Genomic DNA, 13,440 nt, shown 5'->3' on the forward strand with positions numbered 1-13,440 from the left:
TACTGTTGCATCACGAAGCTCCAATAGTTACGTTTCTTGGGCTCCAATTTAATCTGGCAAACATTTTGATGATTACAATAGCAACTGCAATTGTCTTTTTGTTAGCCGTCCTATCTACTCGAAAGCTGGCCATGAAACCGACCGGAATGCAAAACTTTATGGAATGGGTCATGGATTTTGTTAAAAACATTATAAACAGTACGATGGATTGGAAAGATGGCGGACGATTTCATATTCTCGGAATCACCATCATCATGTATATCTTTGTTTCGAATATGCTAGGGCTTCCATTTTCAATCGTTGTCGACGGAGTTCTTTGGTGGAAATCGCCAACAGCAGATCCGGCTGTAACGTTGACACTAGCCACATTGATAGTGGGATTATCTCACTTCTACGGTGTCAAGATGAGAGGTGCCGGAGCATATGGGAAGGAATTCTTTAAACCTTTCTGGTTCATGTTCCCAATCAAAATTATTGAAGAGTTTGCAAATACTCTGACTCTCGGTCTCCGACTTTACGGAAACATTTATGCGGGGGAAATTTTATTAAGCTTACTCGCAGCTGGTTTAGCTACCGGTGTGGGCGGAACAATCGCCGCTGCACTTCCAATGCTGGTATGGCAAGGCTTCTCACTGTTTGTCGGTGCCATCCAATCATTTATTTTCTGTATGTTAACAATGGTGTACTTAGCTCATAAAGTGAGCAGCGACCATTAAGATAAACCGTTCTTAAAAATTAAGAACAAAAAATAAGAATTCATTTTTTTATACATTAAAGGAGGAAATTTTCAAATGGGTCTTTTAGCAGCAGCAATCGCAATTGGTTTAGCAGCACTAGGTGCTGGTATCGGTAACGGTCTTATCGTATCAAAAACAGTAGAAGGTATCGCTCGTCAACCAGAAGCTCGTGGTATGCTTCAAACTACAATGTTCATCGGGGTTGCGTTAGTTGAGGCGATTCCAATTATCGCGGTTGTTATCGCGTTCATGGTTCAAGGTCAATAATCGAACGCTAAAAAGTGTTCATATAAATGGCGAAGATCATTCGTGAGAACCTTCGCCATTCGTTTATGTTCATTAGTGTGCATAAACGATTGATTTCGACAATTATTTCGACTGATAGATAGGTTGTTTTAAGGAAAGACCTTGAAAGGAGTGAACCGCGGGTGTTAACAAATAGTTTTGTATTAGGAGCTGCAGCAGCACATTCTGGTGTGAACTGGGGAGATATCATTTTCCAGCTAGTTATGTTCATTATCTTAATGGTATTGCTTAAAATATTCGCTTGGGGTCCATTAATGGGCATCATGAAACAGCGTGAAGAGCATGTTGCTGGTGAAATTTCAGCGGCTGAACAAAGTCGTGTCGAAGCAAAGAAACTATTAGAAGAGCAACGTTCTCTTTTAAAAGAAGCTCGTTCAGAAGCGCAAGTTTTAATTGAAAGTGCGAAAAAGCAAGGCGATATTCAGCGTGAAGAAATCATTGCTGTAGCACGCACAGAAGCTGATCGTATGAAAGAATCTGCTAAGCTTGAAATCGAGCAGCAGAAAGAAAAAGCGGTTGCCGCTATTCGTGAACAAGTTGCTTCCTTGTCTGTATTAATTGCTTCAAAAGTTATTGAAAAAGAATTGAATGCAGCAGACCAAGATAAACTTATTAACGAATATATTCAAGAGGCAGGAGATAAGCGATGAGCAACTCCATGGTAGCGAAACGCTACGCGTTGGCTCTTTTTCAAATCGCAAAAGAACAGCAGCTTCTTGGAGTAGTAGAAGAAGAACTTCGTGTAGTGAAGGAAGTTTTTGTTTACAATACCGATTTAAAAGCAGTTTTGAAGTCTTCGAAGCTTACACTAGATAAGAAGAAAGAGATTTTAACAAATGCTTTTTCAGCGGTTAATCCATATGTAATGAATACACTAATGCTTTTGATTGATCGCCATCGCGAAGACGAGATCATTGAAGTAGCAAACCAATTCTTTGAACTAGCAAATGAAGAAAAGGGAATTGCTGATGCTGAAGTTACTAGCACACGTGAGCTATCTGATGCTGAACGTGAAGCAATCTCTGCAACATTTGGAGCAAAGGTTGGCAAGAAATCACTTAGAATTGAAAATATCGTGGATTCCGAATTGCTCGGCGGCGTTAAGGTCCGAATCGGAAACCGTATATACGACGGTTCATTGCGCGGGAAGCTAGACCGTTTAGAACGTAAATTGTTAAGCTAAGATTCGAAAGAATAGGGGTGAAACTCATGAGCATCAAAGCTGAAGAAATTAGTGCCCTGATAAAAAAGCAAATTGAAAACTATCAGGCTGAAATTCAAGTGAGTGATGTAGGTACTGTTATCTCCGTAGGTGACGGTATCGCACGTGTTCATGGCCTCGACAATGTCATGGCTGGAGAACTTGTTGAATTTTCAAACGGCGTTATGGGTATGGCTCAAAACCTTGAAGCCAATAACGTTGGTATTATCATCTTAGGACCTTTCACTGAAATTAAAGAAGGTGACGAGGTTCGTCGTACAGGACGCATCATGGAGGTTCCAGTTGGTGAGGAACTCATTGGTCGTGTTGTTAACTCTTTAGGACAACCAGTTGATGGTATGGGTCCAATCAATACTACAAAAACTCGTCCTGTTGAAGCAGTTGCTTCAGGCGTTATGGCTCGTAAATCCGTTCATGAGCCATTACAAACAGGTATTAAAGCGATTGACGCACTTGTACCAATTGGCCGTGGTCAACGTGAGTTAATTATCGGAGACCGTCAAACAGGTAAAACATCTGTTGCCATCGATACAATTTTGAACCAAAAAGGTCAAGATATGATCTGTATCTACGTAGCAATCGGTCAAAAAGAATCAACTGTACGTGGTGCGGTTGAAACCCTTCGTAAATTTGGAGCATTAGATTACACAATCGTTGTTACTGCATCTGCGTCTCAACCAGCTCCATTGCTATTCTTAGCTCCATATGCGGGCGTTTCAATGGCTGAAGAATTTATGTATGCTGGCAAGCATGTTTTAATCGTATATGATGATTTATCCAAACAAGCGGCTGCATACCGTGAGCTTTCCCTATTACTTCGCCGTCCTCCAGGTCGTGAAGCATATCCAGGGGATGTATTCTACTTGCACAGCCGTTTACTAGAGCGTGCAGCGAAATTGAACGACACACTTGGTGCTGGTTCAATTACTGCATTGCCATTTATCGAAACACAAGCAGGAGACGTTTCTGCTTATATTCCAACAAACGTTATTTCCATCACAGATGGACAAATTTTCTTACAATCAGATCTATTCTTCTCCGGTGTACGTCCAGCGATTAACGCAGGTCTTTCCGTTTCACGTGTAGGTGGATCCGCACAAATCAAGGCGATGAAGAAGGTAGCAGGTACACTGCGTCTTGACCTTGCTTCATACCGTGAGCTAGAAGCATTCGCACAGTTCGGTTCTGACCTTGATAAAGCGACACAAGCGAAGCTTAACCGTGGTGCACGTACTGTTGAAGTACTAAAGCAAGATCTTCATAAACCGCTATCTGTTGAAAAGCAAGTAGCTATTCTTTATGCATTAACACGCGGATTCTTGGATGATATTCCATTAGAAGATATCCGTCGTTTCGAATCAGAATACCTTAATTGGTTAGACCACAATCGCAAAGACTTGTTAGACCATATTAAAAACAGTAAGGACCTTCCTTCTGATGACGATATGGCTGCTGCGCTTAACGCCTTCAAAAAGACGTTCGCAGTTTCCGAATAAGTAGGGTCTGACATTTAATTGATGGCGGAGGTGGTGACAGGCACGGTTTTGGGTGCCTGTTTCCACCGGAGCCGAACACAATCTTTGTAAGAGGGTGGTGAGAACCTATGGCATCATTACGCGATATAAAAAATAGTATAAATTCTACCAAAAAGATGAGTCAGATTACCAAAGCAATGGAGATGACGTCTGCAGCTAAATGGAATCGTGGAGTTATGAATGCGAAAGCATTTGTTCCTTACATGGAAAAAATCCAGGAAGTTACTGTGGCAGTCGCAATGGGCAGCAAAGGGATTAATCATCCTATGCTTCAATCTCGTCCTGTTAAGAAAACGGGTTATATTGTTATGACTTCTGACCGTGGTCTGGCTGGTGCTTTTAACAGTAACGTGATCCGACGTGTGTTTCAAACAATCCAAAATCGTCACAAGTCGAAAGACGAATACTCGATTATTGCAATCGGTCGTGTAGCACGTGACTTTTTTGTGAAGCGCGGCATTAATGTCGATCTTGAAATTGTTGGAGTATCGGATCAGCCGAACTTCGAAAGCGTGAAAGATATTACCAGTAGTACGGTAGGTATGTTCTCCGATGGAACCTTCGATGAACTTTACTTATTCTACACTCATTATAAAAGCGCAATTACACAAGAGGTAATGGAGAAGAAGCTGCTTCCGTTAACGGATATTTCAACGACTTCGAAGCTTACTGCTTATGAATTTGAGCCATCTGCAGAAGAAATTTTGGACGTTCTCTTGCCACAATATGCTGAGAGCTTAATTTATGGCGCTCTGTTAGACAGCAAAGCGAGTGAGCATGCAGCCCGGATGACTGCGATGAGAAATGCTACTGATAATGCGAAAGAAATGATTAAAAATTATTCACTTATCTACAACCGTGCTCGTCAAGCAGCGATTACGCAAGAAATTGCGGAAATTGTCGGCGGAGCGGCAGCATTAGAGTAGAATCTTTTATTTAAAATGAACCCCATTTAGGGGCCTTGATAAGTTCTGCGAGTCGCGGGAATGAGTTCATCGTTCCCGACTACATATCAGGACGATAACGTGTTAAGTGCGATTCACAGGTTCCTTTTTAAAAAAGGGTTTGTGAGAAAGTAAGATAGGAGGGAAAATAATGAATAAAGGACGCGTTCTTCAGATTTTGGGTCCGGTTATTGACGTTAAGTTTGAAAACGGTCAGCTTCCTGAGATTTATAACGCTTTGCGTATTGAGTACAAAGCGCAGAATCAGTCAGAAGTTGATATTAACTTAACTCTTGAAGTAGCCCTTCATTTAGGTGACGATACGGTTCGTACGATTGCAATGGCTTCCACTGATGGTGTAATGCGTGGAATGGATGTTGTTGATACAGGTGCAGCTATTTCTGTACCGGTTGGGAACGTAACTCTTGGCCGTGTATTTAACGTACTAGGTGAAGTTATTGACCTTAACGAGGAAATTCCAGCGAGTGAGCGCCGTGATTCGATTCACCGTGAAGCTCCAACGTTTGAAAATCTTTCTACTGAGGTAGAAATTCTTGAAACGGGTATTAAGGTAGTAGACTTGCTTGCTCCATACATTAAGGGTGGTAAGATCGGTCTATTTGGTGGTGCCGGTGTAGGTAAAACGGTATTAATCCAGGAATTAATCAATAACATCGCGCAAGAGCACAGCGGTATTTCGGTATTCGCTGGTGTTGGTGAGCGTACACGTGAAGGTAATGACCTTTTCCATGAAATGACGGATTCAGGCGTTATCAAGCAAACAGCGATGGTATTCGGACAAATGAACGAGCCGCCAGGAGCACGTATGCGTGTTGCCCTGACTGGTTTGACAATGGCTGAATATTTCCGTGATGAGCAAGGACAGGACGTTCTTTTCTTCATGGATAACATCTTCCGTTTCACGCAAGCAGGTTCGGAAGTGTCGGCGTTACTCGGCCGTATGCCTTCTGCCGTAGGTTACCAGCCGACTCTTGCTACTGAAATGGGTCGTTTACAAGAACGTATTACTTCTACTAATAAAGGTTCTGTAACATCTATCCAAGCGATTTACGTACCAGCCGATGACTATACGGATCCGGCTCCGGCTACAACATTCGCTCACTTAGATGCGACTACTAACCTTGAGCGTAAGCTATCTGAAATGGGTATCTACCCTGCGGTGGATCCACTTGCTTCGACTTCTCGTGCATTGTCACCTGAAATCGTTGGCGAAGAGCATTACAATGTAGCGCGCCAAGTTCAATCAACTTTACAACGTTACCGTGAATTACAAGATATCATTGCAATCCTTGGTATGGATGAGCTTTCTGATGATGATAAGTTAGTGGTACTTCGTGCACGTCGTATCCAAAACTTCTTGTCACAGAACTTCCACGTTGCTGAACAGTTTACTGGCCAGCCAGGATCTTATGTACCTGTAAAAGAAACGGTTCGTGGTTTCAAAGAAGTCCTTGAAGGTAAGTATGACCACCTTCCAGAAGACGCATTCCGCTTAGTTGGACGTATTGAAGACGTAGTGGAAAATGCAAAACGCATGGGTGTAGAGGCCTAAAGCCTGTCAGGAGGGTAAAAAATGAAGACGATTGAAGTCAGTGTTGTTACTCCGAATGGCCCGGTGTATGAGTCTGATGTGGAAATGGTTATTACGAAGGCTCAAAGTGGTGAATTAGGTATTTTACCTGGACATATTCCAATGGTTGCTCCTTTAGCAATTGGGGTAGTCCGCATGAAGAAGAATGGCAAGGAGCAGGATCTTATTGCAGTGAGCGGAGGCTTCCTAGAAGTCCGTCCTGATAAAGTAACGATTCTAGCCCAAGCCGCTGAAAAAGCAGAGGATATCGACGTTGAACGTGCACTAAGAGCGAAAGAACGTGCCGAGCAGCGTATGAGAGATCAGAAAGTGGAAGACATCGACTTCCGTCGTGCTGAATTAGCCCTGCAGCGTGCCATTAACCGTCTAACGGTTACAGGAAAACAATAATAGTTATAGATAGAAACCCCTGCTTAGTCGACGGACTGGCGGGGTTTTTTATTTTTTTTAAAAAAGCTATTAAATAAATAATATTTCATCTGTTCCTAGGGTTGGATTTATGGTAACTTAGGCTAATAATGAACTATCGTAGAATACTTATATTGAAAAAGGTGAGACCTTTTCGTCTCTGCCGCAGTCTATTAAAAATTGTTTGAAAGTTCCCCCAATTTAGATATTGACTCTAAAGGTTATATAATGTAATATCATATTATAATACAACAGGGCATCTAAGAGTACATCTTGAAGGTTAGTCTGGAGGCTGATAGGGACAAAAATAACTTGTAAGCGCTTTATAACCTTTTTTCAAAAACAAGAAGAAATATTGGGGGGTATGTTTGTGAAACGTTGGATGACTCTAGCAATCAGTATTTTAGTAGTAATGTCATTATTAATAGGATGTTCATCACAGAGCTCTAATTCAAAATCAGAAGATGGAAAAACTACGATTACCTTTTTCCACCGTTGGCCGAATGAGCCGTATAAGTCTTATTACAAACAAGTTATTGCAGAGTTTGAAAAACAGAATCCTGATATTAATGTTGAAGAGGTAACAGCTTTAAATGATGATTACAAACAAAAGGCGAATGTCATTCTTGGCAGTAAGAATCCCCCAGATATTTTCTTCAGCTGGGTAGGAGAATATGGTGAGAAGTTTATCCGTGATGGTGTGGCGTTAGATTTATCCGAATACTACGCAGCAGACACTGGGTGGTCTGGCCAATTAATTGAGTCACAGGTGGAACACTTCAAGAAGGACGGAAAAGTGTACGGCGTACCACTTTTTACCGATAGTAAGTTATTTTTCTACAACAAAGAGGTTTTTGATAAGTTAAATCTTAAGGCGCCAACTACTTGGGATGAGTTCATCACAGTACTTGAAACACTTAAAGGTAGTGGTACAACGCCATTAATTCTAGGTAATAAATCACCTTGGGCTGCGGCTCATTATGTAACGGCATTAAATCAAAGAACTGTTCCGGGTGAAGTATTGGATAAGGATTTTAGTTACCAAGGTGCAGAGTTTACGGACCCTGGTTATGTGGAAGCTTTAGAGAAGCTGAATGAATTAAAACCATATTTAAATGAAAATCCAAATGCCTCTGCACATGATGAAACAAGAAACTTATTCATTGGCGGTAAAGCGGGAGTGATTCTTTTAGAAACGCTTGAAATTTCTTTCTTAGATGATGCTCCGTTTGAATGGAGTTCCTTCAAGGTTCCGACCATTGAGGGTGCCAAGGGGGACCAAGAAGGAATCATCGGTGCTCCTGAAGGATTTATGGTAACGAAGAAATCAGCACATCCTGAAGAGGCAATGAAATTCTTGAAGTTTTTAACGTCTAAAGCAAATGGTGAAAAGTTAATCAAGGATACAGGTTTTGCTAGTACTGTTCAGGGTGCCGTAAACGAAGATACAGCAAGTGAACAAGAAGTGAAGGCTATGGATATGATTATCGAAGCAGGAGATATGTTAATTTGGGCCGATAGCGCCTTAGACAGCCGAGTGTTCAAGCCATATGGCGATGGTGTACAAGCAATGTTAGGCGGTACGATGACACCAGAGGAAGTTATGAAGAGTGTTCAAGAGGCAGCAAAACAAGTGAAAAAATAGGAGAAAGATGCAGTCTATTAAATGGTCGGTTTATAGATAACTAGTTTCCTATAAACCGACTTTTACTAGATGTTTGATGGGAGGGGTATAAATGCGCAGAACACGGATCATCCCGCTACTCTATATTGCACCAGCTTTACTTATGCTATCCTTATTTGTGTACTATCCATTAGTTCGAAATTTAGTAAATGGTTTTTATGAATGGAACCCGTTTACTTTAGATAGAAGCTTTGTATCAATCGAAAATTACACACGCCTCTTTAAAGACCCTGTCTTTTACACCGTGCTAAAGAACAATCTTTTCTACGCTGTGATCTCCGTTGTCCTTCAAGTTGGGCTTGGATTAGTGATTGCCGCCATCTTAGAAGACAAATTATTCAGGAGATTTTCTACCTTCTTTCGGACAAGCTTTTTTATCCCGGTTTTGATTTCGATGACGGTAATTGGGATTCTCTTTAGTTTTATTTATAACCCTGAAGTAGGTTTACTTAATAGTTTCTTGCGTGCAATCGGATTAGGTGAATGGGCAGAAGGCTGGCTCGGGAATCCAAAAACAGCAATCTTCGCGGTGATATTTGTCTCGCAGTGGCAGAGTATCGGGTATGCGGTCATGCTATTTGTGCTAGCCGTCCAAAAAGTACCTGGGGAGTTATATGAAGCAGCTACCATCGACGGAGCTGGGAAACTCCGTACCTTTTTCAGCATAACGGTCCCGCAAGTAAAAGAAATGACCTTTGTATTATTAATCTATACGGTTACAGGATCGTTCTTAGTGTTTAGTGAAGTATATGTATTAACGAGTGGTGGTCCTGCTAACTCATCACAAGTCTTTAGTACATATCTTTATCAGAAAGCGTTCATTGATAGTGAACCAGGGTTTGCCTCATCGATTGCCAATGTAATTTTGGGGATTACACTAATCTTTTATTTTGTTCAGAATAAGGTCTTAAAAACGGGGGAGGAGTAAAAAATGAAGCCGGTAGAGTCAGAGGTTGAGAGCCCGGAAGTAAAGCTAACACAGATCAGGTTGAAGTCGAAATTACGTAGACCAGGCACGCCAGTCGTTGTCGGACTAATCTTTGTTTTCCTCCTCCTTTATTTTATTGCAATTGCTTATCCGTTATTTTGGATGGTAATCAATTCCTTTAAAAATACGGCAGATATTTTCAATGATAGCTGGGGACTGCCGAAGGAATGGTTGTTTTCCAATTATGCAACAGCATGGCAGCAGGGTGTTTCCAGCTATTTTATTAATAGCGTAATTATTACCGTAGGAACCTGTTTGTTAACGGTGTTAATCAGTGCGTTGTGTGCGTTTGGGTTGACGCGCTTTCAAATCAAAGGTGGAAAGTTTCTGTTGCTATTTGTTTCAGCAGGCTTGATGTTTTCGCCGCAAAGCAGTTTAATTCCGCTTTATGAGTTAATTCAACAAATGGGGATATTTGATACGCATTGGGCATTGATTTTAACATTTACTGCTTATCGAATACCTTTAACCGTCTTGTTAATTCGCTCCTTTTTCCTATCCATTCCTAAGGAGCTAGAAGAGTCAGCTTACCTTGACGGGGCAACAACTTTAGATGTATTTGGAAGAATATTTTTACCGATGAGTAAACCAATCTTGTTTACCGGGGTGATTTTAACCGCTTATTACGCTTGGAATGAGTTCTTGTTTTCGCTTATTTTCATTCAAACGGAAGCTGTTAAGCCGATTACATCTGGTTTATTAGTGTTTAAAGATGCGCTTAATACGAATTGGGGAGTGTTAATGGCTGGCTTGGTGATTTCGGCACTGCCATTGATAGTTGTCTTTATGTTAATGCAGAAATACTTTGTCCGTGGTTTAGCGGACGGCAGTGTAAAAGGATAATGATGGGGGATTTCCCCCCCTTTGTAAAAAATAATTTACTGGTATTGACTAAATTGGGTAATCATTCTATTATTTATATAACGTTATATAACGTATTATTAAAAGGGAGTGGAATTGATGTTGAATTTTAGTAAAGAAAAGTATTTGAAGGTAACCGGTGGAGCGATAGGATTAAGGGAAGAAATTGAAAAGGTTGCAGGCAAGGTCTTTGAAAAAGGGTTCAAAAACATTTTTCTAATTGGATCTGGCGGGGCAGTGGCTACATTTTATCCTTTCGAATACATGATTAACTCAACATCAACAATTCCAGCCTATGCAGAGATTGCAGCAGAGCTTGTGCTGCAAAATCATAAGCAATTAAGTGAAGAATCATTAGTCATCTTATCTTCGTTATCAGGTACAACAGAAGAAACAGTCGCAGCAGCAAAATATTGTAAACAGCTTGGAGCCATAACAGTTGGTTTAACGGGTGAATACAACCAGCCGCTGGCAGATATCGTTGATTACCCGTTAGTGAATTTTGCGGAAAATGATTTTGCTAGTGATTCCAACCAATTGGTGCTTTATCACTTGATTTTTAAGCTTATGAATAAAAATGGTGATTTTCCTCGTTATGAGGAGTTTGCAGCTCAATTAGAGGTCTTACCTGAGAAGTTAATAGAGGCTAAGGAACAATTTGAACCTCATGCAGAAAACTTTGCGATTACGTACAAAGATGAGCCTTATCATTTGGTGGTGGGTTCTGGTACAACCTGGGGCCGTGCTTACTCCTATGCGATGTGTGTATTAGAGGAAATGCAATGGATTAAGACAAAATCAATTCATGCGGCGGAATTTTTCCATGGGACATTGGAGATTGTTGAGGAAGATACAAGCATGCTATTACTAAAAGGTCAGGACGAAACGCGTCCGCTGATGGACCGTGTCGAGCGCTTTGCTGAAAAGTATACAAAGAAACTGACCGTCATTGATACGGCCGATTATGAGTTAGCAGGAATCAGCGAAGAGTTTAGAAAATACCTGTCACCCATTGTCACGTCTACTTTGCTGCAAAGATTGAGCGTTCACTTAGAAGATAAGCGAAATCATAATTTAGAGATTAGAAGATACTATCGAACAGTGGCTTATTAAAAAATACCTAGAAAGATACAATAAACTATTGTATCTTTCTCTTATTCATTTTTATTGGGAGGGTTTTGAGGATGAGGCTGATAGCGGTTGGAGATAATGTAGTGGATTATTACGATGATCGCCAGGAGATGTTCCCGGGTGGAAACGCATTAAATGTAGCAGTCTTTTGGAAACGTTACGGAATCGAGGAGGTTGCTTACATAGGCATCATCGGGAACGATGAAGAAGGCGATCATATTATCGACTCGTTACAGAAAGAAGATATCGATGTTTCTCAAGTGCGCCGTGCGTATGGACCTTCAGGGGAGGCGGTTGTGTCTTTGGACGAGCAGGGTGACCGGATTTTTGTCGGCTCTAATAAAGGCGGTATTCAAAAGCACCTGAAGTTGAATTTTACAAAGGAAGACCTAGAGCGTATTGGCACCTATTCACTACTCCATACAAGTGTGTTTAGCCATATCGAAAAAGAACTGCCCTTATTAAAAAAGTACATTACTATCTCATTTGATTTTTCAACCATCCGTGATGAGGAATATTTGAACCTTGTCTGCCCGCATGTGAAGTTTGCGATTTTCTCTGGTGGAGATTTATCGGCTGCTGAATGTGAAGATTTTATAAAAAAGGTTCATGCAGCGGGAACACCCAATGTGATTGTTACGAGAGGTTCTGAAGGGTCGCTCTTCTCCGATGGAAAACAGGTGTTTAAACAAGGTATCGTCGAAACCGAGGTTGTGGATACATTAGGAGCAGGAGATACCTTTGTGGCTGTGTTCTTAAAGGAATACATCGTACATGGCGATGCACAGGAAGCGATGGAAAAGGGTGCGGCTGCGGCATCTGAAACCTGTCAGCGATTTGGCGCCTTTGGCCACGGGAAGAAGCGAGCAAGGAAGATAGTGCTTTGTTAGTGTTTAGGATAGAAGGGACCTGTTCTGGTAGAGAGCAGGTTTTTTTGTTGTTGGAAATTTGAGAGTCAGTGTGATTGAAAAGAAAAAAGCTCCTAGAGTTGAAACTCGAGGAGCTCTTGTTATTAGTATTCTACTTTCCACATATAACGTCTTTTTGAAAGCGGGTGGTTGCGGGCTTCTGCTAATTGTTCTGCATATCGGCGTAGCACGTTGTTTAATACCAGCGGTGCGATGTAGCCTTTTAACTCTTCATCGACACCCGTTAAATCTAGATCCTTAGCATCTAAAACTACCAATTTCTCGCCGTATTTTTTCGAGAAGTCTAAAGCTCTTTCGTCTAGTGGACGTGTTTCATCTAAGCCAAGAAGGATAATGAAAGGTACATCTTTATCGATAATTTCGAATGGTCCATGGAAGTATTCGCCTGCGTGAATAGCGTTGGAGTGAATCCACTGCATTTCCATTAGGATACAAATGGCATAAGAATAGGCGATTCCATAGTTTGCTCCGCTTGCCATAGTGTAAATAACTTTTTCGTCCTTGTATTCCTGACCGAATTGGAGCGCCTGCTCTTTATATTGTACATCTGATTTTTCAAATACAGCTTGAAGGTTTGTTAAGCTATTGATTACTTTATCAAACTTGTCATTTCCTTCTAACACATTTAGGACACCAAATGTTAATTGGTAAAGCAGTCCTAAGTTGGTATTAAAGGCAACAGATTCAGTACCCCATTCGTATTTAACAACAAATTCACTTTCAATAGCTAATGGTGAGGTTGGCTGGTTGGTATATCCAACCGTTAAAGCGCCTTTTTGGCGGGCAAATGTTGCTGCAGCGACAGTTTCAGGTGTTGTACCAGACATCGAACACAGGACAACAAGTGAGTTTTCGCTAAGTTTTTTAGGATTACGATGAATGAATTCATTGGCACTATAAACATCTGATGTAAGGTTTTTTGCCTCGCGGTCTAGTATGTACTTATTTGGGTACATAATCGCAGAAGAACCCCCGCAAGCTACAAAATATACGTGGTTAATGGTACGTCCTTTCAATGCCTCTAATACATTTTGAACCTGTGGATCTACAACTACTTGTGAATTTACCATTCATGTTTCCTCC

At 41.2% G+C, this 13,440-nt stretch carries 14 protein-coding genes; 13 read left to right on the plus strand and 1 reads right to left on the minus strand.

The genetic code is table 11. The features are described from left to right. The first annotated feature begins 5 nt into the window (after window positions 1–5). The 13 genes from atpB (at window position 6) to M3189_RS17450 (ending at window position 12,318) form a co-directional block, all read left to right on the plus strand. Window positions 6–716 (plus strand): F0F1 ATP synthase subunit A, encoded by a 711-nt coding sequence (gene atpB, locus M3189_RS17390; RefSeq protein WP_251635794.1) that lies wholly within the window; start codon window positions 6–8, stop codon window positions 714–716. Between the two features lie 75 nt (window positions 717–791). Continuing rightward, on the plus strand, window positions 792–1,004 hold the full coding sequence (gene atpE / locus M3189_RS17395; protein ID WP_053368380.1) for a F0F1 ATP synthase subunit C: 213 nt from the start codon (window positions 792–794) through the stop codon (window positions 1,002–1,004). A 161-nt stretch (window positions 1,005–1,165) separates the two neighbouring features. Beyond that, a complete protein-coding gene (locus tag M3189_RS17400; RefSeq protein WP_251635797.1) occupies window positions 1,166–1,693 on the plus strand; it encodes a F0F1 ATP synthase subunit B in 528 nt (175 codons plus the stop codon). Beyond that, window positions 1,690–2,226 carry a F0F1 ATP synthase subunit delta gene (locus M3189_RS17405; protein ID WP_251635799.1) on the plus strand — a complete coding sequence of 179 codons (537 nt, stop codon included), beginning with the start codon at window positions 1,690–1,692 and terminating at the stop codon, window positions 2,224–2,226. Before M3189_RS17400 ends, M3189_RS17405 begins: the two co-directional genes overlap by 4 nt. Window positions 2,227–2,252: 26 nt before the next feature. Further along, a complete protein-coding gene (gene atpA, locus M3189_RS17410; protein WP_251635801.1) occupies window positions 2,253–3,761 on the plus strand; it encodes a F0F1 ATP synthase subunit alpha in 1,509 nt (502 codons plus the stop codon). Window positions 3,762–3,868: 107 nt separating this feature from the next. Then, entirely contained in the window at window positions 3,869–4,726 is an 858-nt protein-coding gene (atpG, locus tag M3189_RS17415; protein WP_251635803.1) for an ATP synthase F1 subunit gamma, read from the plus strand. 169 nt (window positions 4,727–4,895) lie between these two features. After that, window positions 4,896–6,317: a F0F1 ATP synthase subunit beta gene (gene atpD, locus M3189_RS17420; protein ID WP_251635805.1), complete on the plus strand. Its 1,422-nt coding sequence runs from the start codon at window positions 4,896–4,898 to the stop codon at window positions 6,315–6,317. 21 nt (window positions 6,318–6,338) lie between these two features. After that, on the plus strand, window positions 6,339–6,746 hold the full coding sequence (locus tag M3189_RS17425; RefSeq protein ID WP_251635807.1) for a F0F1 ATP synthase subunit epsilon: 408 nt from the start codon (window positions 6,339–6,341) through the stop codon (window positions 6,744–6,746). Window positions 6,747–7,128: 382 nt separating this feature from the next. Next, window positions 7,129–8,409: an ABC transporter substrate-binding protein gene (locus tag M3189_RS17430; RefSeq protein WP_435368098.1), complete on the plus strand. Its 1,281-nt coding sequence runs from the start codon at window positions 7,129–7,131 to the stop codon at window positions 8,407–8,409. Between the two features lie 91 nt (window positions 8,410–8,500). Beyond that, entirely contained in the window at window positions 8,501–9,376 is an 876-nt protein-coding gene (locus tag M3189_RS17435) for a carbohydrate ABC transporter permease (protein WP_251635809.1), read from the plus strand. A 3-nt stretch (window positions 9,377–9,379) separates the two neighbouring features. Beyond that, on the plus strand, window positions 9,380–10,279 hold the full coding sequence (locus M3189_RS17440) for a carbohydrate ABC transporter permease (protein WP_251635811.1): 900 nt from the start codon (window positions 9,380–9,382) through the stop codon (window positions 10,277–10,279). A 117-nt stretch (window positions 10,280–10,396) separates the two neighbouring features. Further along, complete coding sequence (locus M3189_RS17445) at window positions 10,397–11,410, plus strand: SIS domain-containing protein (RefSeq protein ID WP_251635813.1); 1,014 nt, start codon at window positions 10,397–10,399, stop codon at window positions 11,408–11,410. Between the two features lie 65 nt (window positions 11,411–11,475). Beyond that, window positions 11,476–12,318 (plus strand): PfkB family carbohydrate kinase, encoded by an 843-nt coding sequence (locus M3189_RS17450; protein WP_285889719.1) that lies wholly within the window; start codon window positions 11,476–11,478, stop codon window positions 12,316–12,318. 122 nt (window positions 12,319–12,440) lie between these two features. Here M3189_RS17450 and M3189_RS17455 read toward each other — a convergent pair whose 3' ends face one another. Then, window positions 12,441–13,427, minus strand: coding sequence for an SIS domain-containing protein (locus M3189_RS17455; RefSeq protein ID WP_251635817.1), 987 nt, complete (start codon window positions 13,425–13,427; stop codon window positions 12,441–12,443). Window positions 13,428–13,440 lie beyond the last annotated feature (13 nt).

This window comes from Neobacillus niacini (assembly GCF_023715415.1).
GTDB lineage: Bacteria > Bacillota > Bacilli > Bacillales > Cytobacillaceae > Neobacillus > Neobacillus niacini_C.

Bases quoted from the DNA above. Each gene is read 5' to 3' on its own strand.
- atpE (WP_053368380.1), top strand. From the start codon at position 792: ATGGGTCTTTTAGCAGCAGCAATCGCAATTGGTTTAGCAGCACTAGGT.
- M3189_RS17405 (WP_251635799.1), top strand. From the start codon at position 1,690: ATGAGCAACTCCATGGTAGCGAAACGCTACGCGTTGGCTCTTTTTCAA.
- atpA (WP_251635801.1), top strand. From the start codon at position 2,253: ATGAGCATCAAAGCTGAAGAAATTAGTGCCCTGATAAAAAAGCAAATT.
- atpG (WP_251635803.1), top strand. From the start codon at position 3,869: ATGGCATCATTACGCGATATAAAAAATAGTATAAATTCTACCAAAAAG.
- atpD (WP_251635805.1), top strand. From the start codon at position 4,896: ATGAATAAAGGACGCGTTCTTCAGATTTTGGGTCCGGTTATTGACGTT.
- M3189_RS17425 (WP_251635807.1), top strand. From the start codon at position 6,339: ATGAAGACGATTGAAGTCAGTGTTGTTACTCCGAATGGCCCGGTGTAT.
- M3189_RS17430 (WP_435368098.1), top strand. From the start codon at position 7,129: ATGTTTGTGAAACGTTGGATGACTCTAGCAATCAGTATTTTAGTAGTA.
- M3189_RS17435 (WP_251635809.1), top strand. From the start codon at position 8,501: ATGCGCAGAACACGGATCATCCCGCTACTCTATATTGCACCAGCTTTA.
- M3189_RS17440 (WP_251635811.1), top strand. From the start codon at position 9,380: ATGAAGCCGGTAGAGTCAGAGGTTGAGAGCCCGGAAGTAAAGCTAACA.
- M3189_RS17445 (WP_251635813.1), top strand. From the start codon at position 10,397: ATGTTGAATTTTAGTAAAGAAAAGTATTTGAAGGTAACCGGTGGAGCG.
- M3189_RS17455 (WP_251635817.1), bottom strand. From the start codon at position 13,427: ATGGTAAATTCACAAGTAGTTGTAGATCCACAGGTTCAAAATGTATTA.